Raw genomic sequence first — 26,916 nt, 5'->3', positions numbered from 1 at the left:
CGCTACGACAAGCGCCCCGACCACTACCTCGCCGTCATCACTCTCGCCAGCACACTCATCTGGCTCAGCGATTGATCGACAAGACGCTCCCTAGGTCCTGTCGTCACACTCCCGTCCTTGCCCGGCGTCGCGAGCCAGGCGGGACTTTCCGGACCCGCCCTACCGCCCGGTGACGCGGATCCGCAGCTCGTACGGGGCACCGCTGCTGATGGCCTCGGCCTGGTCGGCGAGGTCGGCCGCGGTGAAACCGAGCAGCGCCCGCTCGGCCGCCGCGCGCAGCAGCGGCACGATCGTCGCGGCCGGCCGGCCGCGGTGCGAGGCCGCGAGCTCGGCGAACGCCTGCTGATAGGGGTGGCCGTACGCGCTCGTGGGGTCCGCGAGCAGACGGTCGAGGTGCCCCCGGTCCACGCTGATCTCGCCCATGGCCGCTCCTTCCGCCGGTGGACCGGGTGGCTCCCGGGCCTCGTACTTCCCGACGTTACGAGGGGGGTCTGACAACGCCTGTGACCACGAGATCGAAAGTGATCGATCCAGATCGATTACCGACAGTTAGATTTCTTTGTTTTTCCTGTGCACGTTGGGGCTCCGTGCGTCGCTGTTACCTGTGGAGGCGGTCGCCTCCAGTGCCGCGGAGAAGGGGGGCTGCGAGCGGTGCTCAGGTGCGACGGGAGGAAAGCTGGTGCAGCACAGCACGACGGAGTTGCTGGTCGGTGCCGCGTTGGTCATGCGGGTGTTCGGGGGAGACGTCGTCCGCTGCGGTCGGCGCCTGCTGGCCGCCGCGGTGCGCACGGCCCTCACCGACATCAGCTCCGGAGCCCTGCGCCGTACGGGCGGGGCGGACGACGCGCGGTCCGAGGTGACCGGGTGAGCGAGGTCGGGACGGAGGAGACCGAGGAATCCGACGGGGCGGTCCGCCTGCCTCGGTGTCCCGCCCCGATGGCGGGCTGGAGCCCCGCGCTCCACGACGCCTACTGGGAGTTCCACACCCGCTGGCACGACCACTTCTTCGACTACGCCCACTTCGATCTGCGGTCGGAGGCGGCGGCCCTGGCCGCGGTGGACGCGACCTTCCGCGACCTGATGCGGCAGTGGCCGCGCGTGTCGGCGATGGAGAAGCCCGCCGCGTACGCCCGGACGGTCCTGAAGAAGCGGATCATCGACCAGGGGCGCCGCCGCCGGCGCACCCCCATACCGGTCGACGACGGCGTCCTCGGCGGCCTGCTCGACGAACAGGCCGCCGGGATCGACCCGTTCGACGCCCTGGTCGAGAACATCGCCCTCCACGACGCCGTCGGCCGGCTGCCCGAGCGCCAGCGTGAGGCGGTCACGCACTGCTACCTCCTCGGCCGGACCACCGCCGAGGCCGCCGAGATCCTCGGCATCGACGCGGCCACGATCCGCTCCCTGCTGAGCCGCGCCCGGCGCCGGCTCGCGCGGGAGCTTCGCATTCCGATCACACCCAACGGAGACGGGAAGGCCAGCTCATGAGCGAGACCCACGGGGTCTTCCGGTCCGTGGAAGACGTCCTCGCCACGGCATCGGCCACCACCCCCCGCCCCCGTGCCGACGCGGCGGCCTCCCGGGCCCGGCTCCTGGCGGCGGCCGGAGCGGCGCCCCCTCCCGACGACACGGCGGAGCCCCGCCCCGGCGCGGTCCAGCCCGACGCCGCCCCGCTCTACGCGGCCCTGCTCGACGCCGCCCCGCTCGACGCCGCCCCGCTCGACGCCGCCCCGCTCGACGCGGCCCCGCTCGACGCGGCCCTGCCCGACGCGGACGACGCCCGCCGCGAACTCGAGGCCCTGTGCGCGGCCGTCGTGCTCGCCCGTGACGCGGGCGCCCGGCTCGCCGTCTTCGCCGAGCACGCCGGCGCCGACCCGGAGGGCGCGCTGGTCTTCGCCTGCGTCCTGCACCTCACCGGCGACGGCGAGGGGGCGACCTTCTGGTGGCAGCTCGCCGCCGGCGCCGAGGTGGCACTCGCCGCCTCCTGCCTGTTCCTCGACCACGCCCGGCGCGGCGAGTTCCACGACGCCGCGCTCTGGCTCCGCCGCCTGGGCGGGACGGAGGACCGGCCGCCGACCGCGACGACGGCCCGGCCGGCGGATCCCGGCACGCCCCTGACCCCGGGCCGCGCCACGCCCCCGGCCGCGCACCGCGCCCCGGCGATCGGCACGGAGCGCGGCACGCCCCTCGTCGAGGGCGCGGCCGCGTGCGCCGCTCCTGGTGACGCCGCTCCCCTCCTCACGCCGCGGGTACGGCGGGTGCTGGCGGGGGCCGGGCGGTGGGTGCGGCGCCGGGAGCACGAGGACCTCGGGCCCGTCCCGACGGCCGGCCGCGCACTGGCCAAGGAGGTCTTCGCGATCTCCCACCAGCACGTCCCGGCCCGCCCCGGCGCCTGGATGGTCCCGCTGCCCCCCACCGTCCGCCGTCCCGGGGAGACCCTGGCGGAAGGAGTGCCGGCGCCGAGCGGACCCGCGCCCGCCCGACCGGGGACGCCCCGCGAGCTGCCGCCCGGCCGGAGCGCCGCCTTCTCCGCCCTGCCGATGCGACACGCCTCCCTCACCGCGCTCGCCCAGCAGACGCCGGCCGCTCCGCACGTCCCCGACCGGTGGGCGGCGGCTCTGCGGGTCCTGGACGTGCTGCACGCCGTACGCGCCGCTCAACGGCCCCTGAGCACCGGCGAGATCGCGTCCGCGGCCCGTCTCGACCGCGTGCTGCTCGGCCCGCTCCTGGGCTGGCTGTGCCGGCACCTGCTGCTCGCCCGGCTCGCCGACGGCGCGTTCACCGTCGGCCCCCTCTTCTCCCCCGCTCCCGCCGGAGATCCCGTGCTGCGCCACGACGCCCTCACCCGGCTCCTGGACGATCTACGGGACACCACCGGCGCCGCCATCTACATCAGCCGCTACACCCACGGCGAGGTCGACGTGCAGCACTGCGCCGACGGGCCGACGACCCCCGCGGTGGTCCCGTACGTCGACTTCAAGCTCGCCGCGCACGCCAGCGCGGTGGGCAAGAGCCTCATGGCACAACTGGACTTCGCCGAACGGATGGACCACCTGGCCCGGCACCGCCCGGTCCGGCTCACCCAACGGACCATCACCAACCCGGCCGTCCTGTTCCGCGTCCTCGACGGACACGGGCCGCAGGCCAGCCAGTTCGACCTCCTCGAGTACTCGGACCGGGAGGTCTGCGCGGCGGTGCCCCTCACCCTGGACGCCCAACCGGCCTGCGTCGCACTGTCGTTGCCCGCGCAGCACTTCCCCCGCCTCGTCCGGGCGGCGGACGTGCTGTCCAACCGCTCGGGACTTCTGCTGCTCACCCTCCTCGCCGAGCTCCCCGCCGACGCCGGCCCGGTGCCGGCGGACCGGACGCACCCGGCCCAGGCCGCCCCGGCGCCGCCCGCGCCGGCCCTGGCCTCCGGCAGCCCCGAGGGCGGGCTGGTCGTCCCCTCCGGGATCCTCACGCCGGTACCGGCGGGCGGCATCGCCGCGTTCCCGACGGGGACGTGGTAACCGCCCGCCACACCCCGCCCCGCCCTCCCGTCCGGCCCGGTCCGACCCGGTCCGGTCCGACCCGGTCCGGTCCGACCCGGTCCGGTCCGGACCGCCCGGTCCGACGCCCTCCGCGGCCGGGCGGGAAGCGGGTTCCGTGCCCGCGGGGGAGGCGGGTTCCGAGCCGAGGCCTGCGACTTTCACCCAGCGTGGTCATTCGGACCGTTTTTTCGCTCCGACGGCGCAGCCAGGGCTTTCCCGGATGGCGCAGCCTGCGCGACTACCTCCTAGTGGTGTTCACGAACGCGCTTACCGGCGCGTAACGATCAAAGACGGTGGACGCCTCAGCAGGTGTCCACGAACGGAGTACCAGTCATGACGCCCGACCCCTTCGACTTCGACAGCAAACCTGCGGACGACGGCGCGGGGACCCGGGACACCACTCCAGGGCCCGCCCCCCTCGCTGCCCCCTTCCCTGCCGGGATCATCCCGCCGCTCCCAGTCCGGGAGCCCATATCCCCGGCACCCGCATCGGCACCCGCGTCGGAACCGGCTCCGGCTACGGCACCGGCACCGGAGCTCGCGGCCACTCTGGCACCCGAACCGGCGAAGGCTCCCAAGCCCGCGGCGACTCCGGTTCCCGAACCGGCACCGGTACCCGCTGCGACTCCGGCCCCCGAACCGGCGCCGGAAGCCGCGACGACTCCGGCCCGGGAAGCGGCACAGGAGCCCCTTCCGGCACCGGCATCGCCCCCGGAGCAGGCCGCGGACCCGGACCAGGCCCCGACCACGGACCACGCCTCGGCCCCCACCCCGGAACCGGCCCAGGCGGCCTCGGACCCGACCTCCGACCCTGCCTCGGACCCGACCGCGGCAGCCGAGCCGCCGCACGACCCGCCCCCCGAGGCGGACACGGCGCGGCAGGACGAGGACGGCGACGAGGACGGCGACGAGGCGATCCGCACGCTGCTGTGGACGGCGGCGACCGAGCGGCCCGTGCCGGAAGTCGCCGCGCTGGTCGCCCGGCTCAAGGAGTCCGGGGAGCTGTCCAGCCCCGCCGACGTGGCGCTGCGTGCCGCGGCCGTGTCCCGTCCCCTCGACGAGGTGCGGCAACTGGTCGTGCTGCTCAACGAGTCGGGGTACGACCTGCACCAGGCCGAGACCACGCTGCGCGCGGCGGCCGTGGGCCGGCCGATCGAGGACATCGTCGAGCTCGTGAACATCATCGGCGCCGACGGGCGGAGCTGGCGCGCCATGGGCGACGGCGACACGGCGGACCGGGCGACCGACGCGGCCGCGGGACCCGTACGGCCCACGGGCGTGGCCGAGCCCGCGCCGAAACGGTCGCGCGCGCCGATGAAGTCGGCGAAGTCACCGCTCGACCACGCGCTCGCGGCGGGTCCGGGCAGTCACGCTCCGTCCCCCGCCCTGCGTTCGGCGCTGCGCTGGCCGGCGGCGGCCGCGCTGTTCACGTGCGGGCTGATCCATCTGCCGACCGACGTGGACGGTCTGCGCTCGGGCGGCAACACCGCCGTCCTGTCGATCGTGATCACCGTGTTCTGCCTGCTGTGCGCGATGTGGCTCGCGGTCCGGGACAGCGCGAGCGCCTGGGCCGCCACGGCGGCGGGCACGGTCGGGCTCATCGCGCTCCACGTCCTCGCCGGCGCCCGCACGATCGACGTCCTGCAGAGCAGTCTCGGCGCACGGTTCGCCTGGGCGCAGGCCCTGGCGGTGCTGAGCTGCGCGGCGGTGGTCGCCCTGGCGGCCACGGCGCTGCTCCGTCACACGAGGGCGGCCGGCGCCACCGACGGGACCTGACGCGCCCGCCGTCACCGGCGGCACCTCAGTCAGGCAGAGGGCACCGGGCCCCGTTCCGTACGGGACCCGGTGCCCTCACCGCATGCCCTCGGCCGTGCGCGGCGCGTGGTCGCGGGACCCCCCGTGCGGGGGTACGCGTCCGGCCTGCGGCGTAGCCGAATTCCGTGCGACCGGTGCGCGGACACCCATTCCAGTGCATGCTGTGCATCATGAGGCGTCGAGTTCCTGTCTGGAGGCCGAACGAGTGCGCGGCGGCAACGGGCGACGACGCCTGACCAGGCGAGTCTCCTCCACGAGGAGCGGCACGGCGCACCGCTGGGCCGGTGCGCGCGGGCGGCTCGGCAAGGGTGTCGGCGGCGGGGACCCGCTCGACCGGCTCACGACACGCGGCCGGCTCGCCTGGCTGAATTCCGCCGGTTCCCGCATCGGCACGACCCTGGATCTGGAGCGCACCGCACAGGAGCTCGCCCAGTTCACCGTCCCCGCCTTCGCCGACGGCGCGGCCGTGGACATCCTGGAGAGCGTCCTGCGGGGCGACGAGGGTGCGCGGTGGGCGGGTGAGGGCCTGCCCCGGCTGCGGGCCACCGCGGTGAGCGCCGTCGAGGAGCTGGCCTCCCTGGAGCCGACTCCGGTGGGCGAGACCTTCGTCCGCGACGAGCAGCATCACGAGACGCTGCTCCACCGCTACTGCCTGCGGCAGGGCAGGCCGGTGCTGGTGAGCCGGATGGGCGAGGACGACTTCATGCGGGTGGCGCCGACCGTGAGCGCCGCGACGAAGATGCGGGCCGCGGGAGTCCACAGCTACCTCGCGGTGCCGCTCATCGCCCGGGGGCTGCTGCTCGGCACGGTGGACTTCGTCCGCGGCCCCGGGTCGCCGCCGTTCTCCCGTACGGATCTGGCGCTGGCGGAGCAGCTGGCCTCGCAGTCCGCCGTGTTCCTCGACAACGCACGGCTGTACGGGCGCGAGCGCGAGCACGTGGTCTCGCTGCAGCGCACGCTGCTGCCGCGGACGACCCCGGTCACGCCCGGACTGCGCGTGCACGCCGAGTACGCGCCCTCCGCGGCCCATCACGGGGCGGGCGGGGACTGGTACGACGTCATGGCCCTGCCCGGCGGGCGGACGGCCCTCATGGTGGGGGACGTGATGGGGCACGGGCTGCCGGCGGCCGCCACCATGGGCCGCCTCCGGGCGGTCGCCCGCACGCTGATGACCCTGGACATGGCTCCGGAGCGCGTGCTGGGCCGGCTCGACCTGGCCACCCGCGACCTGGAGGACGAGCAGGTCGCCACGTTCCTCTGCGCGGTCCACGATCCCGCGGACTCGACCTACACGCTGGCCCTCGCCGGGCATCTGCCGCCGCTCCTCCTCGACGGGCACGGCTCCGCCGAGTTCGTGGACGTGCCGATCGGCGCGCCGCTCGGGGCGGGGGTCATCCCGTACGACGCGGTGCAGGTGAAGGTGCCGGAGGGCAGCAGCCTGGTCATGTACACGGACGGCCTCATCAAGTCCCGGGAGGCGGACCTGAGCGAGCAGCTGGACCTGCTGCGCTCGGTGGCACGGGGTCTCCCCCCGGAGGCGCTCGCAGGCGGTGGCCTGGTGGAGCGCGCCCCGGCCGGCTTGGCCCGCTTCGACGAGGCCGTGCTCCTCACCTCGACGACCGCGCCGAGGGCTCCGGACGAGCTGTGCGTGTGGGAGCTGCCGCGGGACGGCCACGCCGCGTCCGCGGCCCGGCACTTCGTCAAGGACCAGCTCACCGCGTGGGACCTGGAGGAGCTGGCCGACGTGTGCGAGCTCGTCGTCTCCGAACTCGTGGGCAACGCCCTCCGCTACGGCAACGGACCCGGCGCGCTGCGCCTGCTGCGCGGTGAGCGTCTCGTCGTGGAGGTCTCGGACACCGGCCCGGACCTGCCCCAGATCCAGCACGCGGACCTCAGCGACGAGGGCGGCCGCGGCCTCCAGCTCGTGAACATGCTGTGCCGCCGCTGGGGCTCGTGCCGCACCGTGACCGGCAAGGTGGTCTGGGCGGAGCAGAACATCCCCTCCTGAGGCGGGCCGCGGCGAGGGGAACGTCGCCGCCGGACGCCGGACGCCGCACGGCGGGCGGCTGGCCAACGGGCGGCGGGCGGCGCGCCGTGCGGGGAACCGGATCCCGGTGCCGGCCGGAACCCGCGCGGTTCACAGTTCGCTGGAGCCGCGGATCACCAGACGGGTGGGGACCATGACGGTCCGGGCGCGGGTACGGTCGCCGTCCAGGCGGGCGAGGGCGGTCCTGGCCGCCGCCTCGCCGATGGCCGCCGGGTCCTGGGCCACGACGGTCAGGGCCGGTTCGAGGACGTCGGCGAGCGGGAGGTCGTCGAAGGTGACCAGGGCGATGTCCTTGCGTCCCGCGCGGGTGAGTCCGGCGACGACGCCGAGGGCCATCATGTTGTTCCCCGCGAACAGGGCGGTGGGCGGATTCGGCAGGCTCAGCAGGGCGGTGGTCTCGGCGGCGGCCCCCTCCTGGCTGTGCGCGCCGACCACCAGGGCCCGGTCGTAGGGCAGGCCGGCCTCGTCGAGTGCCGAGCGGTAGCCGGCGAGCCGCTCGCGCCGGGTGTAGAGCTTGGCGGGAAGGTCGCCGACGAAGCCGATCCGGCGGTGGCCGCGGGCGATGAGGTGGGAGACGCCCTCGTGGACGCCGGTCCGGTTGGAGCTGACCACGCTGTCGGCGGACAGGCCGACGCCCGGCCGGTCGAGGAACACCACCGGCAGACCGGCCGCGCGCGCCGCCTTGAGATGGGTGTGGTCGGCGCCGAACGCGGGGACGACCATCAGCATGCTGACGCGCCGGGCGAGGAAGGTCTGGATCAACGCCCGTTCCCGGTCCGGGTCCTCGGCCGACGATCCCATGAGCAGGGTGAGCCCCCGGCCGCGTACGACGTCCTCTATGCCGCCGGCGACAGTGCCGAAGAAGGGGTTGCCGAGGTCGGGCACGACCAGGCCGACGGTGGTGTCCGGGCCCCCGACACGGATGTTGCGGGCCATCAGGTTCGGCTGGAAGCCGAGCTTCTCCACCGCGGCGAGCACCCGCTCGCGCGTCTGCGGGGAACTCGGCCCGTCCTCGTTGAGCACGCGGGACACCGTCTTGGCGCTGACGCCCACCTCCCTGGCGACATCGGCCAGTGTGGGGCGACGGTTCGCGGCCATGTACCACCGTTCCTGTGCGTTCGTCGGGCCCGGCCCCTGCCCGGGGCCGGGCCCGCTGTCCTGACTCTGCGGCGACCCCGCGGTCGCGGCGTTACCCCCGCGGCGACTCAGTGGCCGGACACGCCCGCCGCCTGGGCGGCATCCGCGTCGGCAACGACCGTACCTCCATCATCGTTCACCCTGAGCGCCCCCGTCATGATGGCGACGACCTCCGCCATGGAATGGTCGGACGGCTTGATCAGCGCCTCGCGGCGGCCGAGCCGGTGGATGTGGATGCGGTCGGCGATCTCGAAGACATGCGGCATGTTGTGGCTGATCAGGACCACCGGCATGCCCTTGTCGCGGACCCGGCGGATCAGGTCGAGGACCTGCCCCGACTCCTTGACGCCCAGCGCGGCGGTGGGCTCGTCCATCACGACGACGCTCCTGGCCCAGGCGACGGACCGGGCGACCGCCACGGCCTGGCGCTGACCGCCGGAGAGCGTCTCCACCGGCTGCGTCAGAGACCGCAGTCCGATCTTGAGGTCGGCCATGTGGGCCGCCGCCTCCTGGCGCATGCGCTTCTTGTCGAGCATGCGCAGCGCGCCGCCGAGGAAGCCCGGCCGGCGCAGCTCGCGCCCGAGGAACATGTTGGAGGCGATGTCCATGGAGGCGGCGACGGCCAGGTCCTGGTAGACGGTCTCGATGCCGTGCTGCCGGGCGCTCTGCGGCCCGGTGAACCTGATGGGTTCGCCGTTCAGCCGGATCTCACCCTCGTCCGGGGTGAGCGCACCGGTGAGGGCTTTGATCAGGCTCGTCTTGCCGGCGCCGTTGTCGCCGATGACGGCGAGGACCTCGCCGGGCAGCAGGTCGAAGTCGGCGCCGTCGATGGCGGTGACGTGGCCGTACCGCTTGACCAGGCCGCGGGCCTGGAGCACGGGTGTGACGTCGGCGGTGCTCATCGTGCCTTCCTCCGGGAGATCTGGTCGACGGTCACGGCCAGGATCACCAGCACGCCGGTGATCAGGGTCTGGTAGATGGAGGCGACGCCCATCAGTTGGAGGCCGTTGCGGAACACGCCGACGATGAGGACGCCGACGAAGGTGCCGAGGACGGCCCCGCGGCCGCCGAAGAGGCTGGTGCCGCCGAGGACGACGGCGGTGATGCTGTCCAGGTTGTCGGTCTGCCCGGCCTGCGGGTCGCCGACTCCGGTGCGGGAGACCATGAGCAGTGCGGCGATTCCGTAGACGAGTCCGGCCAGGGTGTAGATGCCCACGGTCAGCCGGGAGGTGCGGATGCCGTTGAGCCGGGCGGCCTCCGGGCTGTTGCCCAGGGCGTACACGTGCCGGCCCCATGACGTGCCGCTGAGCGCGTAGGCGAAGAGCAGGAACAGGGCGACGGTGACGATCGAGCCGTAGGTGATGTCGGTGTTGCCGAGCGGGAACGTCTCGCCGAGCGCGGTCAGCGGTGCCGGGAGGTCGGTGATCGTCTGCTCGGCCGAGTAGATGTGGGTCAGGGCGAACGCGACGTTCAGCATGCCGAGGGTGACGATGAACGGCGGGAGCGGGATCAGCTGCACCAGCAGGCCGTTGACCAGGCCGAAGCCCGCGCAGACGACCAGGCCGAGCGTGATGGCGGCGAGGGGCGGCAGGCCGCCCTCGGCGGCCGTCTTGGCGATGACGATGCTGCCGAAGGCCATGACGGCACCGCAGGAGAGGTCGATGCCGGCGGTGAGGATGATCAGGGTCTGGCCGATGGCCAGCGTGCCCACGACCATGATCTGCTGGACGATCAGCGAGAAGTTGCCGCCGGAGAGGAACTGTTCGGTCGTCAGGGAGAAGAAGACGCAGGCCAGCAGGAGGGCGACGAGTGGGCCGGTGGTCGGGGTGGTGAGCAGCCGGCGGACCGTGGTCGGTCCTTTCAGCTGGTCGTAGGGCAGGGGTGTGGCGGTCATGAGGGTCCTTGCCGGTGGTCGGTGGGCGGCGGAGCGGGGTGCGTCAGGGGGATGACGGGGCTCAGCCCCAGCACTTCTCCAGGCCGTACGCGGTGCCTTGGGCGTCGACACCCGGCTTGGCCGCGTCGGTGATGAGCGTGACGCCGGTGTCGGAGTAGCCGGAGGCCTTCCTGCCGCCCTTGGCGAAGTCGGCGACGGCCTTGACGCCTTGCGACGCCATCTCGAGCGGGTACTGCTGCGAGGTCGCCGCGATCTTGCCTTCCTTGACGGCCTTGGTGCCGGTGCAGCCGCCGTCGACGGAGACGACCAGCACCTTCTTCTCCAGGCCCTTCGCCTTGAGCGCGGTGTAGGCGCCCAGGGCGGCCGGCTCGTTGATCGTGTAGACGACGTCGACGTCCGGGGCCTTCTGGAGGCAGTTCTCCATCGCCGTCTGGCCCTTGGCCTGGTCGCCGCCGGTGTCCTGCTTGCACACGATCGACGGGTCGCCCTCGGCGATGCCGAACCCCTTGAGGAAGCCCTGGTGACGCTGCACGCCCACGGCGACGCCGGGCGCGAGGTCCAGGGTGGCGATCTTCGCCGCCCTGCCGCCCATGGCGGCCTTGGCGTACCGGCCGATGAGCTCGCCCGCCTTGACGTTGTCGGTGGCGAAGAGAGCGTCGGTGGCGTCCTGGGGTTCGGTCGGGCTGTCGAGCGCGATGACCAGGACGCCCTTGGCGCGTGCCTTCTCGAGGGCGGGGACGATCGCCTTGGAGTCGTTGGGTGTGATGAGGATGCCCTTCACGCCGGAGTTGACCATGTTCTCGACGGCGGTGACCTGGCCCGCGTTGTCGCCGTCGAACTTCCCGGCCGCGCTGACGAGTTCGACACCGTTGTCCTTGGCGGCCCGCTCGGCGCCCTCCTTCATCTTCACGAAGAAGGGGTTCGTGTCCGTCTTGGTGATCAGCCCCACCTTGGTCGCGCCGCCGCCGGACGCTCCCTGCGCGCCGGAGCCGCAGGCCGTCAGGGTCAGCGCCGAGACGGTGACGAGAGTGGTGAATCCGAGGGAGACGGGGGTGGTGAGGTTTCTGCGAAGCATGACGGATCTCCTGCTGGACGGGGCGGAACGGCCGGACGGATCGGGGCCGCGGCTCCGGAGGGCGGCTGCTGCCGCACAACCGGATGGCGGCGCGGGCGGTGTCATCGTTGACTCATGTCATCGTTGACACCGCTTGCGGAGGATGATGAACTCCGTCACCCGGAAACGTCAATGCCTTGGCGCCGTCACGAATCGGCAACACCGCCCGCACCGCCGCACATCGAGAGCAGCGCTCACCGTGAGCTTGCTCAAGGCCCTTGCACCCGCAGCCTCCTCGCGCTGCCCACCTGGAGAGATGAGCCATGCGCCTGCCCCTGGTCACCGTCCTCGGAGAGTGCGTCGCGGACGCCTTCACCGTCCCCGCCCCCACGCCGGGCGAGCTTGCCCTGCGGGTGCTGCCGGGCGGCGGCCCGGCGAACACCGCCGTGGCGCTCGCCCGGCTGGGCACGCCCGCCCGCCTCCTGGCGCGGCTGTCCGACGACGTCTTCGGCCGCCTGTTCCGCGGTCACATGGAGGCGTCCGGCGTCGATCTCACGGCCGCCGTGCCCGCGGCCGAGCCGAGCACACTCGCCGTCGCGGAACTCGACCCGGAGGGCCGGGCGGCGTACTCCTTCCACGCCCAGGGCACCGCGGACTGGCAGTGGACGGCGGACGAACTCGCCGCTACGGACCTCGACTCCACGACCTGTCTGCACTCGGGCTCCCTGGCCCTGGTGCGCGAGCCCGGCGCCACCGTCGTGGAGAACTTCCTCGCCCGCGCCTCCGCGACGGCCACCGTCTCCGTCGACCCGAACGTCCGGCCGCTGCTCGTGGGGCTGGAGGTCTACCGCGAACGCCTGCCGCGCTGGTGCGCGCTCGCGGACATCCTCCGGCTGAGCGAGGACGACCTCGAACTGCTCCTGCCCGGGGACACGATCGAGCGGGCCTGCGACACCTGGCACGCGGCGGGCGTCCCGCTCGTCGTGATCACCCGCGGGGAGCGGGGCGCGGTCGCCTCCCTGGACGGCGAACGGACCGCCGTACCGGCGCCGCCGACCGAGGTGGTCGACACCGTCGGCGCCGGCGACTCCTTCACCGCGGGGCTCCTGCACCATCTCGGCACCAGGGGACTCCTCGGCGGACGCCTCACCGGCCTGCGGCTCGACGACGTCTTCGACGCCTGCGCCTTCGCCTCCCAGGTAGCGGCGCTGACCTGCGGCGTCGTCGGCCCGAACCCGCCGTGGGCCGGCCAGTTGCCACGGTCGGCACCCGCGGCCCGACACACCGCCGGACACACGGCCGGCCGCGCCGTCGGCTGAACAGGCGGCCCGGACGAACCCGGCCCGGGCCATTGACGCGCGGCCCGGAGCGCCCACATCATCACTCCCCGACGGATGTCATCGCTGTCACATGTCATCGATGACATCCTCGTCCGGGCCGCCCCCACCGCCCGGCACTGCGCATCCCCCGGCGTCGTAGCTCCGCGACGGACACGGACCCGACGCCGCCGCCCCCAGTGCAGGAGAAACCATGAGCCGAGCCCCCGCACACCGTCATGTCCCGCTGCGCCTCGTCGCCGCCGCCGCGGCCGCGACCTGCGCACTCGCCGTCACTGCCGTCGCCCCGCGGGCGGCGGCGGAGGACACCCGGCCGTACACGGAGACGTACCGCCCCCAGTTCCACTTCAGCCCGGCGAAGAACTGGATGAACGACCCCAACGGACTGGTCTGGTTCCAGGGCGAGTACCACCTCTTCTACCAGTACAACCCGAACGGCAACACCTGGGGCGACATGTCCTGGGGCCACGCCGTCAGCAGGGACCTGGTGCACTGGCGGGAACTCCCGCTCGCCCTCCCCCACGACGACGAGGAGATGGTCTTCTCCGGCAGCGCCGTCGTCGACCGCGACAACAGCACCGGGTTCGGGACCAAGGAGAACCCCGCGATGGTGGCCGTCTACACCAGCCACTCCAAGGACGATGGCAGGCAGGCCCAGTCCCTGGCGTACAGCACCGACCGCGGCCGTACCTGGACCAAGTACGCCGGGAACCCCGTGCTCGACATCGGGTCGAAGGATTTCCGCGACCCGAAGGTCCAGTGGTACGCCCCCACCCGCAGCTGGCTGATGACGGTCTCGCTGTCCGCCGAGCACAAGGTCCGGTTCTACTCGTCCAAGGACCTGAAGAACTGGACGCATCTGAGCGACTTCGGCCCGCGGAACGCGGTGGGCGGGGTCTGGGAGTGCCCGGACCTGTTCCCGCTGCCCGTCGACGGCGACCCCAAGCACGTCAAGTGGGTTCTCGTCGTCAACCTCAACCCCGGTGGAATCGCCGGCGGTTCGGGCGCCCAGTACTTCGTGGGCGACTTCGACGGCACGCGGTTCACGGCCGACGACGACGGGTCCTACACGCCTCCGCCCGGAGTGGTGGTGCAGGACTTCGAGGGGCCCGGCTACGGCACCTGGCGGACGACCGGCACGGCCTTCGGCGACGGACCCGTCCCCGCGCCCGCGCCCGGGACGTCGGGCACGAGCGGGGTCGAGGGCCACGGGTTCGTCGACAGTCTCCACCACGGTGACGCCGAGACCGGCACCCTCACCTCGCCGCCCTTCACCGTCGACAGCGCCTATCTCAACTTCAAGGTGGCCGGCGGCCGGCACCCGCACGTCCCCGGCTCCTTGACGGGCGACTCCCCCGCACCGGCGGGCGAGGTCCTCGCCGACTTCGAGCAGGACGGCTACGGCTCCTGGACCGCCACCGGCACCGCCTTCGGCAACGGCCCGGCACGCGGCACGCTCCCGGGGCAGAACCCGGTGACCGGCCAGGACGGCGACGGCCTGGTGAACAGCTTCCTCGACGGCGACGCGACCACCGGCACCCTCACCTCACCCGAGTTCACCCTCACCGCGAAGCACGTCAACTTCCTCATCGGCGGCGGCCGTCACCCCTCCGGATCCGACGCCCCCACCGCCGTCCGGCTCGTCGTCGACGGCAAGATCGTGCGCAGCGCCACCGGCTCCGACTCGGAAGCGCTCGACTGGGCCTCCTGGGACGTCGGCGACCTCGCCGGCAGGACCGCGCACATCGAGGTCGTCGACCGGAACACCGGCGGCTGGGGGCACATCCTGCTCGACCAGGTCATGCTGTCCGACACCCCGGCACGGCCCCGGTCGACGGAGACGGCGGTCAACCTCCTCGTCGACGGCGAGGTCGTCCAGAGCGTGACCGGCGCGGACAGCGGGAGCCTGGACTGGGCCTCCTTCGACCTCCGCGCCCACCAGGGCAAGCAGGCCGTCGTCCAGATCGTCGACATGAACCAGGCCGGCTGGGGCCACGTCCTCGCCGACCACTTCGTCGCCGCCGACCGGCCGGCGGTCCCGAGCGTCCGCCGCGCTTCCTGGGTCGACCACGGCAAGGACTACTACGCGGCGGGCTCCTGGGAGGACGCCCCGGACGGCAAGCGCCGCATGATCGGCTGGATGAACAACTGGCAGTACGGCAACGACATCCCGACCTCCCCCTGGCGCAGCGCGCAGAGCATTCCGCGCGAGATGGCCCTGCGCACCGTGAACGGCCGGCTCCGCCTCACGCAGCAGCCGGTGTCCACGGTGGAGTCGCTGTACGCCGGAGCCGCGGTGAGTGTGCGCGACGTGGACATCGCGGAAGGCTCCGCACCCCTGGCAGGGGGCCGCGCCGACGGCAAGGCGCTCGACATCCGGGCCACGTTCTCCCCCGGTGACGCCGAGCGGTTCGGCATCACGGTCCGCACGGGCGAGGGGCAGACGACGGTCATCGGCTACGACACCGAGACCCAGGAGCTGTACGTCGACCGGACGCGGTCGGGTGCCGTGGACTTCCACGACGACTTCCCCGGCGTCCAGCGCGCACCGCTCACGCCCCGGAACGGCAAGGTCGAGCTCCGCGTCCTGGTCGACTGGTCCTCCGTCGAGGTGTTCGGCGGCGAGGGCGAGGCCGTGATCACGGACCAGATCTTCCCGAGCCCGGACAGCGAAGGAGTCCGGCTCTTCGCCGAGGGCGGCACCGCCCACCTGGACAGCGCCCGGGTCCGGCAGCTGCGGTCGTACCGCGACTGAACACCGGCGAGGGTCCGTACCGTACAGCCGCCTGATCATCGGAAAGGTCATCGGAGATCGGCGGATCTGACGCCTCGCCCGTCCCGTCCGTGAGGTCGGCGGAGGATGGCGCGCCGCTGCGGGCCTCGGGCTCGTGCCTCGGGCCCGGGGCCGGGGCCCGGCGCCCGGGGCCCGCGACGGCGGGCCCTTCCTCCTCTTCGGAGGAAGCGCCCGCCACGCCGACCTGACGGCTCCTCAGCGGAGTCGGGGGAAGGCGGGCATGCGGCAGAACGTCCGGGAGCGGTGACCGGTCATTTCGCCGATGCCTTCCGCTGTCCTCGCCCCGACAGTGGCGGGGCCGGTCCACACCGGTGCGCCGGCCGTCTTCCGGTCGGCGTCGCGCAGCCCCCACGCCATGACGGCACACGACCCGAGAGGACGACTCCGTCGTGAAACGACACATCGCCGCCGCCGCAGCCCTGTCATCCCTGGCCTTCCTGGCCGCGCCCGCGGCCACCGCCACAGCCGCCACCACCGCCACCACCGCGGACAATCCCTATCAGCGCGGCCCGGCGCCCACCACGGCCTCCATCGAGGCGGCCCGCGGGCCCTACGCGGTCTCCCAGACCGGCGTCTCCTCCCTCGCCGTCACCGGGTTCGGCGGCGGCACCATCTACTACCCCACGTCCACGAGCGACGGCACGTTCGGCGCCGTGGTGATCTCCCCCGGCTTCACCGCGTACGAGTCCTCGATCTCGTGGCTCGGACCGCGGCTCGCCTCGCAGGGCTTCGTCGTCTTCACGATCGACACCCTCACCACTCTCGACCAGCCGGACAGCCGGGGCCGTCAACTCCTCGCGGCACTCGACTACCTGACCCAGCGCAGCTCGGTCCGCAGCCGCGTCGACGCCTCGCGGCTGGGCGTCATGGGCCACTCGATGGGCGGCGGAGGCACCCTGGAAGCCGCGAAGAGCCGGCCCTCGCTCAAGGCCGCCATCCCGCTCACCGCCTGGAACACCGACAAGACCTGGCCCGAGATCAGCACCCCCACCCTGATCGTGGGCGCCGACGGCGACACGATCGCCCCGGTCGCCACCCACTCGGAGCCGTTCTACGAGAGCCTGCCGGCCTCACTGGACAAGGCCTACCTGGAGCTCAACGGGGCCACCCACTTCACCCCCAACAGCTCCGACACGACGATCGCGAAGTACAGCATCTCCTGGTTGAAGCGGTTCATCGACGACGACACCCGTTACGAGCAGTTCCTCTGCCCCCTGCCCCGGCCGAGCCTGACGATCGAGGAGTACAGGGGCACCTGCCCGCTCGGCTCCTGACGTACCCGAGGTCCTCGCCTCGGGTGGGGCGAGGGCCTCGCCGCCGACCGTTGCCCGGGGTCCTCGTCGAGGGTGGGGCGAGGGCCTCCGGACCGGCCGTCGCCCGGGGTCCTCGCCGCGGGTGGGGCGAGGACCTCGCGGCCGGCCGTTCGGCCGCGTTCCGCTCCCGACAGTCCGTGCGGGCCCGCTCCCCTCGGATCGCCCGACCCCGGACCGCTCAGGTTGTCAGCGGGCACAGCGGGCCGGCCCGAGGTATGGACCCCGGCCCAACGCCTCCCTCTTTCCCCACCTCTTACCGGCCAGTACCGTGACGGCGTGAGTGGAGCGTCGAGGGTCGCCGCTGCTCCGCGGCTGTACGACCGTACCTCCGAACTCGCCGCCGTGGCGGGGCTGTCGGCGCGGGCCGCCGAGGGGACGGGCGCCGTCCTGCTGCTCACCGGGGGCCCGGGCACCGGTCGGACCGCACTGCTGGACCAGGCCGTACGGGACTCCCGGATCCGGGCCCACCGGGTGGCCGCGCCCGGCGGCAACCGCGTCCCCTGGAGCGGCGTACGCGCCGTCGTGTCCGCCCTCGCCCCCACCCCCTCGGCAGCGCGCCGTGCCCTGCGGGCGGCCCGTGGCCCCGGCGGCGTACCCGGCGCGCTGGCGGCCCTGTGTCCTGGCGAGCCGCTGCTGCTCTGCCTGGACGACCACCACCTCTGGGACGCCCATTCCCGCACCGCGCTCGACGCGGCCTGGCGCGGGAACACCGGACCGTGGGCGTGGGTCGTCTCGTTCGCCGCGTATCACCGGCCCCCCGAGGTGCCGGGTGCCCGGCTGCTGTCCCTGGGGCGGCTGAGCCGCGAGGGAGCGGAGAGCCTGCTCGACGACGTGTGCCGGGTGCCCATGACGGCGTCCTTCCGCGCGCGCCTGCTCGACGAGGCCGCTGGCCATCCCGGTGTCCTGGCGGCGACGGCCGCTCGTGTGTCCGCCGACCCGAAGGGCGGAGCCGGCCCCTCGGGTCCGGTCACCGACGACGCCTCGCTGGCCGAGGTGTACCGAGGGCTCCTCGGCTCCCTGCCGGCGGAGTGCGGGCGGGTGCTGACCCTGGTGGCCGTCGCCGGGGAGCCGCGTCCCGACACGGGGCGGCCGGATCCTGCGGCCGGGGCGTCTGACGCCGTACGCCCGGGGAGCCCGCCGCCCGTGCGGCCGGTTCGCGCGGACGCGGTCCTGGCGGTGGCCCGTGCCGTACGCGCGTCGCCCGAGGCGCTCGACCGGCTGGTCGCCGACGGGCTCCTGCGCGGGACCCGGGAAGCACTCCGGTTCGACGACCCCTTCCTGCGGCGCGCGGTCCTGGGTACCGTGCCACCGTCTCGGCGCCGGGAACTGCACGCCCTCTTCGTCCCGCCCGCCGGACCCCTACCCGGTGGCGGAGGCGGCCCGGCGGCCGGGGAGGAAGCCACGCAGGGGCAGGTCGCCGCGGTGCGTACGCCGCTTCCTGCCGCGCCCGGTGCCGGGATGTCCGCCGCGCCGCCCCGTCCCGGAGCGTCGGCGAAACCCCCGCCGGCCGGCGTTCCCGGTTCCCGGGCGGAGGTCGATCCGGCCCGCGGCGCCGGCCACCGGTCCGATCGGTTCCGGGCGCCAGGGGGCGTGGGCGAGCCGAACGGCGAGTTCCGGGCGCCGGAGGACGCACGGGCGCTGCCCGGTATGGTGCGGCGGGGAAGGGCCGAACTCGCCCGCGGGCAGGCCGTACTGGCCGACGGTCCGGTCGGAGACGCCCATCAGGTACTGCTCCTCGCCGCCTCGCTGCTGCGCGAGGGGGCGCCCGAGGAGGCCTCGAACGCGCGGTTCCTCGCCATGGAGGCGGCGTGGGCGGCCGGTGACCCGGAGGCCTGCGCCATCGCTCTCGGCGGGGGCGACCCCGGCGGTGAACGCACCGGAGCCTTCGCCGAAGCCGGCGCGGAGGCGGAGGCGGAGGCGGACGCGGTGGAACGGGACTTCCGCGTCGGAATGCGCGCCGCGCTCGCGGTGCGGCTGGAGGAGGCACGTGCACCGCTGGCCCGGGTCGTGACGCGCGACGGCGCGTCCGACGAACCGCGCCGCCTGTTGCGCGCGGGGGCCGCCGCCCTGGTCCTGGGGGACGCCCCCGCCGCCGTACGCGTGCATGCCCGTGCCCTGGCCACGGTGCGCGCCACGGCCGGGACCGCGCTGCTGCCCCGGGTCCTCGAGCACCTGGCCTACGCCGAGTTGCGGGCCGGGCAGCACGAGCGCGCCGCCGCACACGCGAGGGAGGGGCTCCGTGCGGCGGAGTTCACCGGGCAACGCAACGCGGCCGCCCACCAGCACGCGGTCCTGGCCCTGGCGGCCTCCGTCCGGGGCGACGCCCCGGCCGTCGTGGAGCACGCGGGCCGGGCGCTCGTGACCGCCCGAGCACACGGCCTCGTGCAGGCGACGACGCTGGCCGAGTGGTCGATCGCCCGGGCCGAACTGGCGGGCGGGCTCGCCGCGCAGGCCGCGGCGCGTCTCGCTCCCCTGGTCGGGAAGGGGCCACGCGGCGGTCACTTCGCCCTGCGGATGCTCGTCGTGCCCTGCTTCGTCGAAGCCGCCTGCGCGGCAGGCCGCGAGGCCGAGGCCGGTGCGGCGGCCGAGGAGTTCGCGGTCTGGGCGAGGCTCGGCCTCGACGCCCAGGCGCCCGCCCAACTGGCCCGCTGCCGGGCACTGTTGGCCGGAGGGGATGCCTCGGCGGACTGGTACCGGGAGGCGGTGCGGCACCACGAGGAGAGCGGCAACGACTTCGAACGGGCCCGGACCCTCCTCGCGTACGGCAAGTGGCTCCGCCGCCGCAGACGACTCGTCGAGGCCCGGGGCCCGCTCAGCGACGCACTGGTCACCTTCGAGCGCGCGGCGGCCGGGGTGTGGGCCGACCAGGCACGGGCCGAACTGCGGGCCACCGGAGGTGCCGTGGGCAGGAGGAACGCCCCCGGTGCGGCGGGCGAGCTGACCCCACAGCAGCAGCGCATCGCCGGGCTCGCGGCGGCGGGGGCGACGAACCACGAGATCGCCCACCGGCTGTCGCTGAGTCCCCGTACGGTCGACCACCACCTGCGGAACGTCTTCGCCCGGCTGGGCGTCCGCTCCCGCGTCGAACTCTCGGGGCTGCTGTCCCGTGGCCCGAGGGACGGCCTCCACTCCGACCGGTGACCTGGCGGAGCCCGGGGAGCGTCCGATCCTCTGCTGCCGCCACCCCAGTTGCCGCCGCGGCCGCCGGCCCGACCCGCGTGCGGCTGCGGCCCGGCGCGGGCGGGGAGAGCCGGGGCGCGGGAGGGAGAGCCGGGCCGCGGGCTGCGAGAGCCGGGCGCGGACGGGGAGAGCCGGGCGCGGGCGACGACAGCAGCCCGGCGACCGGCGACACCCTTGCACATGCGGCGGCAGCAGCCCGACGCCCTGAACGAGGCCCTGGCCTCACGAGGCCGTCAGACCGAGGCCGCCAGGCAAAGGCCGCCGGCAAAGGCCGTCAGGCCGAAGCCGTCAGCCGGAAGGCGTCCAGGGCCAGCGTCATCTCCGTGAGGTCCCTCGGCCGGGACAACGACCGGGACGTCAGTTGCTCCAGGCGGCGCAGCCGGTTGAAGACCGTGTTGCGGTGGCAGTAGAGCCGGGCCGCCGCCCGGCCCGCCGAGCCCTCGCACTCCAGCCAGACGTCCAGGGTCTCCAGCAGGATCGCGCGGTCGGCCGGGTCCAGTTCCAGCAGGCTGCCCAGGACGTCCGTCACCAGAAGGCCGGCCAGCTCCGGTTGTCCGACGACCAGGGCGCCCGCCATCCGGCGGTCCAGCCGGACGATCTGCCGTGAGTCCGGCGGGCTGGTCCGCAGCGCCAGCTCCGCGAGCCTGCGGGCTCGTCCCAGCTCCGCCAGCCCCGTCACCACCGGGCTGATCCCTCCGGGTCCCGGGCAGCGCCCGTCGAGCAGTTCGGACAGCGCGTCCAGGCCGATGCTCTCCGCGAGCGACACCACCCCGATCTCGCAGTCCGCGCCCATCCGCCACAGGAACCGCGCGCCCGCCCCCTGCACCCGCCGGTGGAAGGGCTCGGGGGCCTCCCGCCGGTCGTGCCGCAGCACCACCACCGCGTACCGGCCGTGCTCCGGCAGGTCCAGGCCGGCCGCCGCCCGCGAGGTCGCCTCCGGCGAACACCGGCCCTGGAGCAGTGCGTCGAGGAGCGCCTGGAGCTGCTCGTCGGTACGGCGCCGCAGCTCCCGTTCCGTCGCCCGGTACGCCTCCGACGCGGTGTCCGCCTGCGCGTCCACCGCCTGCCAGACCATGGTCGCCGACTGGGTCAGCACCGCCAGCCTCGACGGGTACGCCGCCGCGTCCTCGACCAGCGCCTCCCACACGAGGTGACCGGCGTGCCGGTAGGCGTGCACCACCAGCTCCAGCGGCATCCCCTGCTCCGCACGCCGCCGCCCCATCTCGTCGGCGTGCTCCAGGTCCCGCCGCGGCGAATCCCGCGGTGCCGAGATCATCTCGATCCCGATCCGCAGCGCCTCGTGGGCCTCACGCCAGTGCTGGTCGTGCGGCACGATCCGGCCGTACGCCGGTTCGTACTCCTGCAGTTCTCTCAGGTGCTCGTCCACCAGCTCGGGCAGCCGCTCCAGAAGCGCCGTACACGCCTCGGCCAGCAGCTTCCAGTCATCGCCGGTCCGTGGTCTGCGCCGTCCCATGCCCGGAGGATGCCACCCCCACCCCCTTCCCGACAGGCCCCTGACACGCGGTGTTGTACGCGTGCACAACCCGTACCGGGGGTCGCTGGGCATCGGCAGCGTTTCGGCCGTCGGCCGTGGACGGGCGGTCACCGCGGTGCTGGGGTGAGCGCCACTGAACGGGCCACGGAAGGGGAACCATGGGAGGGACCGGAATCGCCCTCGAGGTCACGGACCTGTCGGCGGGATACGGACCGGTACGCGCACTGCGGCGGGTGTCGCTCACCGTGCCGGAGGGCGCGGTCGTCACCGTTCTCGGCGGCAACGGTGCGGGGAAGTCCACTCTGCTGCGGGCCGTCTCGCGCACACTGTCGTTCCACGGCGGGGCCGTCACCTCCGGCACCGTCACCTTCGGCGGGCGGCCGATCGGCGGGCTCGCGCCGGACCGGGTCGTCGCCGCCGGGGTCTCCCAGGTGCCGGAAGGGCGGCAGGTCTTCGCCCGGATGACCGTGGAGGACAACCTGCGGGCGGGGGCGCTCGGCGCGCCGGGAGACCGGGGGGCGAAGGCGTCGGCCTTGCGACGGGTCCACGAACTCTTCCCCGTGCTCGCCGAGCGGTCCCACCAGCGCGCCGGACTGCTGTCCGGCGGTGAGCAGCAGATGCTCGCCGTCGGACGCGCGCTGATGGCCTCGCCGAAGCTGCTCCTCCTCGACGAGCCCTCGCTGGGCCTCGCCCCGCTCATGGCGGCCCGGATCGGCGACACGATCCGCGAGATCAACGCGCAGGGTACCGCCGTCCTCCTCGTCGAGCAGAACGCGGCGCTCGCGCTGCGGCTCGCCGACCGGGCGTACGTCCTGGAGGTCGGCGAGGTCGCCCTCTCCGGCCCGGCCGCCGAACTCGCCGCCTCCGACGAGGTGCGGCGCCGCTACCTGGGCGTCGTCGACGAGGCCGCGGACGCGGACGCGTCGGACGCCGTCGTGGCGCACCCCCGGCTCGCCCGCTGGGAGGAGATCCGGTGAGCGAGCCCGCTCCTCGGGGCCCGGACCACGGTGGTCCGGCAGAGCCTCGCGCCGCACCCGGCGAGAGCGCCGCCGCGGACGCCGGGTCCGCAGCGGCCCCCGCCACGGACACCCGGTCCGCAGCCGCCCCCACCACGGACACCCGGTCCGCAGCCGCCCCCACCACCGACACCCGGTCCGCAGCCGCCCCCACCACCGACACCCGGTCCGCGGTGGCCCCCGCCGCGGACGCCCCCGCGCCCGAGCGGTCGACCGCAACCGCCTCCCCGGAGGCCCCCGTCCCCGAAAGGCCCGCCTCCTTGAAGGATCCCTCCCCCGTCCCCGCTCTCGACGTCCGTGACGTCACCGTCCGCTTCGCGGGGCTCACCGCCCTCGACGGGGTCTCGTTCACCGTCCGCCCCGGCACCGTGCACGCCGTCATCGGCCCCAACGGGGCCGGCAAGTCCACCTGCTTCAACGTGCTCTCCGGCGTCTACCGGGCGACCTCGGGAAGCGTCCGGTTCGGCCCGCACGAACTCACCTCCCTGCCTCCGCACAAGATCGCCGGACTCGGCGTCGCCCGCATCTTCCAGAACCTCGCGCTCCCGCCGCGCGCCACCGTCGAGGACAGCCTGATGCTCGGCCGTCACCGGCTCACCCGTACCGGCTTCCTCGCCGCCGGGCTGCGGCTGCCCTCCGCCGCCCGCGAGGAAGCCCACCACCGTGCGCGCGTCCGCGAGATCGCCGCTTTCGTCGGCCTGGAGCAGCAGCTCGCACAGCCCGCCGGATCCCTCCCCTACGGGCAGCAGAAGCTCGCCGAACTGGCCCGCGCCCTCTGCATGGAGCCCACGCTGCTGCTCCTCGACGAACCCGTGGCCGGGATGACCGCCGACGAGCGCCGCCGTACCGCCGCCGTCATCGCCGGCGTCCGCGACAGCCTCGGGATCTCCATCGTTCTCGTCGAGCACGACATGGGGGTGGTGATGCGGCTGGCCGACGCCGTCACCGTCCTCGACTTCGGCCGCCGGATCGCCGACGGCGCTCCCGGCGACGTCCAGAACGACCCCGCGGTCGTCCGCGCCTATCTCGGAGAGGAGACCTCCGGGTGAGCACCTTCGTCGAACTCCTGCTCAACGGCGTCTCGCTGGGATCCGTCTACGCTCTCATCGCGCTCGGTTTCGTGGTGATCTTCCGCGCCACCGAGGTCGTCAACTTCGCCCACGCCTCCCTGCTTCTCGCGGGCGGCTACGTGACCGCCGTGCTCCACGAGAGCATCGGCTTCTGGCCGGCTCTGCTGGCCGGGATCGGTGGCGCGGCGCTGGTCGGGGCCGCCGTCGAGTTCCTCGTCATGCGCCGCTACCGCGGCTCCGACCAGAGCGTCCTCGCCATCGTCACCATCGGCGTCGACATCCTGCTGGCCACCGAACTGACCCGCCGCATCGGCACCGACATCCTGTCGCCCGGCGACCCGTGGGGCGACGCCGTCGTCACCATCGGGCCGGTGACCCTGGCGCAGACCCGCATCGCGGCCTTCCTCACCGCCGGACTGCTCATCACCGCCTTCCTGCTCGCCTTCCGCCACACCTCCTGGGGCGTCGCCATGCGCGCCGCGGCCGAGAACCAGGAGACCGCCGCGCTCATGGGTATCCGGCTCGGCCGGGTCTCGCTCGGCGCCTGGGCGGTGGCCGGCGGCCTCGCCGCCGTCGCCGCGCTCTTCCTGACCGTCTTCCCGACGCCGGGCCTGGAACGGACCACCTCCCTCGCAGCGATGAAGGCCTTCCCGGCCGCCATCCTCGGCGGTCTCGACTCCACCACCGGCGCCCTCGTCGGCGGCCTGCTGGTGGGGGTCACCGAGTCCCTCACCACCGGCTACCAGGGCGATCTGACCTTCCTCGGCCGCGGCATCGGCGACCTCGCCCCGTACCTGGTGATGGTCGCGGTCCTGCTCCTCCGCCCCGCCGGACTCTTCGGCACGAAGGAGCTGTCCCGTGTCTGAAGCGCTTCCCCGCCGTGGCGCGACCGTCCTCGCCCGGCCCCGCGTGTACGGGTGGGCCGCCGCCGGGCTCGTGCTCGTCGCCTTCCCCTTCTACCTGGACCGGTTCTGGCTCCAGGCCGGGCTCTTCGCCATGGCCGCCGCGATCGGCGCCCTCGGCCTCAACCTGTTGACCGGAGCCACCGGCCAGCTCTCGATGGGCCACGCCTTCTTCCTCGCCGTGGGCGCGTACGGCTACTGCGCCTTCGCCGGGGACGGGACGGACGGGCTCACCGGACTGGGCCTGCCCGGCTGGCTCGCGGCGGTCCTCGCCGTCGTCCTCGCGGGCGCGGCCGGCGGGGCGTTCAGCCCCATCGCCGGCCGGCTGCGGGGCGCCTACCTCGGCATCGCGACCCTCGCGCTGATCTTCATCGGACAGCACGTCCTGTTCAACGCCCACGATCTCACCGGTGGCTTCAACGGCCGCGCCGTGCCCCCGCTCGACCTCTTCGGGCTCACCTTCGACGACAGCGAACTGCTGGTCGCCCAGGTCCCGTTCGGTTCCGCCGAGAAGCTCTGGTACCTGGGTCTCGTTCTCCTGCTCGCGAGCGTTCTGTTCGCCCGCGGCGTCCTCCGCGGCCGCCCCGGCCGAGCCATGAACGCGATCCGGGACCACCGGATCGCCGCCGGTGTCATGGGCGTCCCCGTGGCCCGCTACCGCGCCGCCGTCTTCGTCCTGTCGTCCATGTACGCGGGGCTGGCGGGGGTGCTGCTCGCGCTGGTCTTCCAGCGCACCGTGCCGGAGTACTTCGGCATGCTGCTCTCCCTCGAATACCTGGCCATGATCGTCATCGGCGGTCTCGGTTCGGTCGCCGGGGCGGTGGTGGGGGCCGTCTTCGTCTCCCTGCTGCCGCAGCTCCTCAACCGGTACAGCGACGCGCTTCCCCTGGTCTCCGCCCCCGGGACGGGCGGGATCGCACCGGGTGAGGCCTCCCGCTACCTCTACGGCGCCGCCGTCGTCGCCGTGGTGCTCTTCCTGCCCGGCGGCCTGGTCCGGCTCACCGCCGGGCCCCGCGGGCGAACCGCCCGACCCTCGCACTCCTCCGGGGAGGAATCATGACCCACCGACGCCAGGCCTCGAGAACGACGGCCCTCGCGCTCGCCGCCGCCCTCGTCGCGCTGACCGCCGCCGGCTGCAGCTCCAAGGCCAGGTCCGGCGACGGGCCGGACACCGGAGCGGACGGCGTGAAGACCGGCACAGGCGTCTCCGCCACGACCATCGCGGTCGGTGCGCTGACCGACATGACGGGCGTGTACGCCACGCTCGGCAAGAGCGTCACGCAGGCTCAGCAGCTGTATGTGAAGCAGGTCAACGCGGCCGGCGGGGTCTGCGGCCGACAGCTGGAGCTGACGGTCCGCGATCACGGCTACGACCCGCAGAAGGCGCTCTCCGCCTACACCGAGCTGGAGCCGAAGGTCGTCGGATACATGCAGTTCATCGGTTCTCCGTTCGTCGCCGCCGTGAAGCAGCGCGTCGACGGCCGGGACAAGGGACTGGTGCTGCCGCAGGCCTGGTCGGCCTCGCTGCTCGGCTCCCCGTACATCCGCGTCCTCGGCTCCACCTACGACATCGAGACGATCAACGCCGTCGACTTCCTGGTGAAGGAGAAGGGACTGAAGGCGGGCGACAAGCTGGGCCACGTCTACTTCGAGGGCGACTACGGCGAGAACGCGCTGGCGGGTTCGAAGTTCGCGGCCGGGAAGGCGGGGCTGACGGTCGTGGAGCAGAAGATCAAGCCGACCGACAACGACATGTCGGCGCAGGTGGCGGCGTTGAAGCAGGCGGGCGTCAAGGGCGTCGTCATCAGCGCGGGCCCGCGGCAGGCCGCCTCGCTGGTCGGTGTCGCGGCGGCGGCGAAGTTCCTGGTGCCGGTCATCGGCAACAACTCGGCCTTCGCGCCGCAGCTGCTGGGCACCCAGGCGGGACCGGCGCTGGAGAAGATGTACTGGTTCGCCTCTCCGAGCCTCCCGATCGGCGCCGACACCCCGGCCGCGAAGAAGCTCGTCGCCGACTACAGGGCCGCGTACCCGAACGACGGCCTCGACAACGGCATCGTGGCCGGCTGGACGGCGGCGAGCGTCTACGGGGAGGCGCTGAAGAGGGCCTGCGCCGCCAAGGACCTCACCCGGGAGGGCATCGACAAGGCCCTGCTGACCCTGAACGCGTACGACGCCGGGTTCGGGACGCATGACTTCAGCGATCCGAAGGCGCCGTCCTCACGCGAGTCCGTCATCATCCAGCCGGACAAGTCCGTCCCGGGCGGCATGCGCACCGTCCGCGATCCGTTCGTCTCCGAGGCGGCGAAGGGCTTCGCCCCGAAGAGCGGCTGAG

The 26,916-nt window shown here is 73.8% G+C and carries 20 protein-coding genes; 14 read left to right on the top strand and 6 right to left on the bottom strand.

Annotated features, from left to right (window positions below):
• Window positions 1–159: 159 nt before the first annotated feature.
• Window positions 160–423, bottom strand: coding sequence for a hypothetical protein (locus ACIGXE_RS16625; protein WP_399747824.1), 264 nt, complete (start codon window positions 421–423; stop codon window positions 160–162).
• Between the two features lie 256 nt (window positions 424–679).
• Here ACIGXE_RS16625 and ACIGXE_RS16620 point away from each other — a divergent pair, with 256 nt between their 5' ends.
• From ACIGXE_RS16620 to ACIGXE_RS16600, 5 genes are all read left to right on the top strand, one after another.
• The gene (locus ACIGXE_RS16620; RefSeq protein ID WP_399747822.1) at window positions 680–868 is read left to right on the top strand and encodes a hypothetical protein; all 189 of its coding nucleotides are present in this window, start codon (window positions 680–682) and stop codon (window positions 866–868) included.
• Window positions 865–1,488 carry a sigma-70 family RNA polymerase sigma factor gene (locus tag ACIGXE_RS16615; protein ID WP_399747820.1) on the top strand — a complete coding sequence of 208 codons (624 nt, stop codon included), beginning with the start codon at window positions 865–867 and terminating at the stop codon, window positions 1,486–1,488. The genes ACIGXE_RS16620 and ACIGXE_RS16615 overlap by 4 nt, the downstream gene beginning before the upstream one ends.
• Entirely contained in the window at window positions 1,485–3,509 is a 2,025-nt protein-coding gene (locus ACIGXE_RS16610) for an IclR family transcriptional regulator C-terminal domain-containing protein (protein ID WP_399747818.1), read from the top strand. The genes ACIGXE_RS16615 and ACIGXE_RS16610 overlap by 4 nt, the downstream gene beginning before the upstream one ends.
• Window positions 3,510–4,484: 975 nt before the next feature.
• Window positions 4,485–5,306: a hypothetical protein gene (locus tag ACIGXE_RS16605; RefSeq protein ID WP_399747816.1), complete on the top strand. Its 822-nt coding sequence runs from the start codon at window positions 4,485–4,487 to the stop codon at window positions 5,304–5,306.
• A 244-nt stretch (window positions 5,307–5,550) separates the two neighbouring features.
• Window positions 5,551–7,353, top strand: a complete 1,803-nt coding sequence (locus ACIGXE_RS16600; RefSeq protein ID WP_399747861.1) for a SpoIIE family protein phosphatase — start codon at window positions 5,551–5,553, stop codon at window positions 7,351–7,353.
• A 129-nt stretch (window positions 7,354–7,482) separates the two neighbouring features.
• Here the strand turns inward: ACIGXE_RS16600 and ACIGXE_RS16595 are convergent, their stop codons facing one another.
• From ACIGXE_RS16595 to ACIGXE_RS16580, 4 genes are all read right to left on the bottom strand, one after another.
• On the bottom strand, window positions 7,483–8,490 hold the full coding sequence (locus tag ACIGXE_RS16595) for a LacI family DNA-binding transcriptional regulator (protein WP_399747814.1): 1,008 nt from the start codon (window positions 8,488–8,490) through the stop codon (window positions 7,483–7,485).
• A 107-nt stretch (window positions 8,491–8,597) separates the two neighbouring features.
• Window positions 8,598–9,431: an ATP-binding cassette domain-containing protein gene (locus ACIGXE_RS16590; RefSeq protein ID WP_399747812.1), complete on the bottom strand. Its 834-nt coding sequence runs from the start codon at window positions 9,429–9,431 to the stop codon at window positions 8,598–8,600.
• Window positions 9,428–10,423 (bottom strand): ABC transporter permease, encoded by a 996-nt coding sequence (locus ACIGXE_RS16585; RefSeq protein WP_399747810.1) that lies wholly within the window; start codon window positions 10,421–10,423, stop codon window positions 9,428–9,430. Before ACIGXE_RS16585 ends, ACIGXE_RS16590 begins: the two co-directional genes overlap by 4 nt.
• Window positions 10,424–10,484: 61 nt before the next feature.
• Window positions 10,485–11,498, bottom strand: a complete 1,014-nt coding sequence (locus ACIGXE_RS16580; protein ID WP_399747808.1) for a sugar ABC transporter substrate-binding protein — start codon at window positions 11,496–11,498, stop codon at window positions 10,485–10,487.
• 302 nt (window positions 11,499–11,800) lie between these two features.
• Between ACIGXE_RS16580 and ACIGXE_RS16575 the strand changes: the two genes are divergently transcribed.
• The 4 genes from ACIGXE_RS16575 to ACIGXE_RS16560 all read left to right on the top strand — a co-directional run bounded on the left by ACIGXE_RS16575 (window position 11,801) and on the right by ACIGXE_RS16560 (window position 20,062).
• Entirely contained in the window at window positions 11,801–12,796 is a 996-nt protein-coding gene (locus tag ACIGXE_RS16575; protein ID WP_399747806.1) for a carbohydrate kinase, read from the top strand.
• Window positions 12,797–13,007: 211 nt separating this feature from the next.
• Window positions 13,008–15,569, top strand: a complete 2,562-nt coding sequence (locus ACIGXE_RS16570) for a GH32 C-terminal domain-containing protein (RefSeq protein ID WP_399747804.1) — start codon at window positions 13,008–13,010, stop codon at window positions 15,567–15,569.
• 458 nt (window positions 15,570–16,027) lie between these two features.
• Window positions 16,028–16,882, top strand: a complete 855-nt coding sequence (locus ACIGXE_RS16565; protein WP_399747860.1) for an alpha/beta hydrolase family protein — start codon at window positions 16,028–16,030, stop codon at window positions 16,880–16,882.
• Between the two features lie 315 nt (window positions 16,883–17,197).
• A complete protein-coding gene (locus ACIGXE_RS16560; RefSeq protein WP_399747802.1) occupies window positions 17,198–20,062 on the top strand; it encodes a LuxR C-terminal-related transcriptional regulator in 2,865 nt (954 codons plus the stop codon).
• Between the two features lie 313 nt (window positions 20,063–20,375).
• On the opposite strand, the gene ACIGXE_RS16555 is transcribed toward ACIGXE_RS16560, so the two are convergent.
• On the bottom strand, window positions 20,376–21,575 hold the full coding sequence (locus tag ACIGXE_RS16555; RefSeq protein ID WP_399747800.1) for a PucR family transcriptional regulator: 1,200 nt from the start codon (window positions 21,573–21,575) through the stop codon (window positions 20,376–20,378).
• A 179-nt stretch (window positions 21,576–21,754) separates the two neighbouring features.
• Here ACIGXE_RS16555 and ACIGXE_RS16550 point away from each other — a divergent pair, with 179 nt between their 5' ends.
• From ACIGXE_RS16550 to ACIGXE_RS16530, 5 genes are all read left to right on the top strand, one after another.
• Window positions 21,755–22,573: an ABC transporter ATP-binding protein gene (locus ACIGXE_RS16550; protein WP_399747799.1), complete on the top strand. Its 819-nt coding sequence runs from the start codon at window positions 21,755–21,757 to the stop codon at window positions 22,571–22,573.
• Between the two features lie 299 nt (window positions 22,574–22,872).
• Window positions 22,873–23,661: an ABC transporter ATP-binding protein gene (locus ACIGXE_RS16545; protein WP_399747858.1), complete on the top strand. Its 789-nt coding sequence runs from the start codon at window positions 22,873–22,875 to the stop codon at window positions 23,659–23,661.
• Window positions 23,658–24,548: a branched-chain amino acid ABC transporter permease gene (locus tag ACIGXE_RS16540; protein ID WP_399747797.1), complete on the top strand. Its 891-nt coding sequence runs from the start codon at window positions 23,658–23,660 to the stop codon at window positions 24,546–24,548. Before ACIGXE_RS16545 ends, ACIGXE_RS16540 begins: the two co-directional genes overlap by 4 nt.
• Entirely contained in the window at window positions 24,541–25,644 is a 1,104-nt protein-coding gene (locus ACIGXE_RS16535) for a branched-chain amino acid ABC transporter permease (protein WP_399747795.1), read from the top strand. The genes ACIGXE_RS16540 and ACIGXE_RS16535 overlap by 8 nt, the downstream gene beginning before the upstream one ends.
• Complete coding sequence (locus tag ACIGXE_RS16530) at window positions 25,641–26,915, top strand: ABC transporter substrate-binding protein (protein WP_399747793.1); 1,275 nt, start codon at window positions 25,641–25,643, stop codon at window positions 26,913–26,915. Before ACIGXE_RS16535 ends, ACIGXE_RS16530 begins: the two co-directional genes overlap by 4 nt.
• The last annotated feature ends 1 nt before the right edge of the window (window position 26,916 follow it).

Source organism: Streptomyces sp. NPDC053431, assembly GCF_044544925.1.
GTDB lineage: Bacteria > Actinomycetota > Actinomycetes > Streptomycetales > Streptomycetaceae > Streptomyces.
This window is presented reverse-complemented; position numbering and strand designations above follow the sequence as displayed.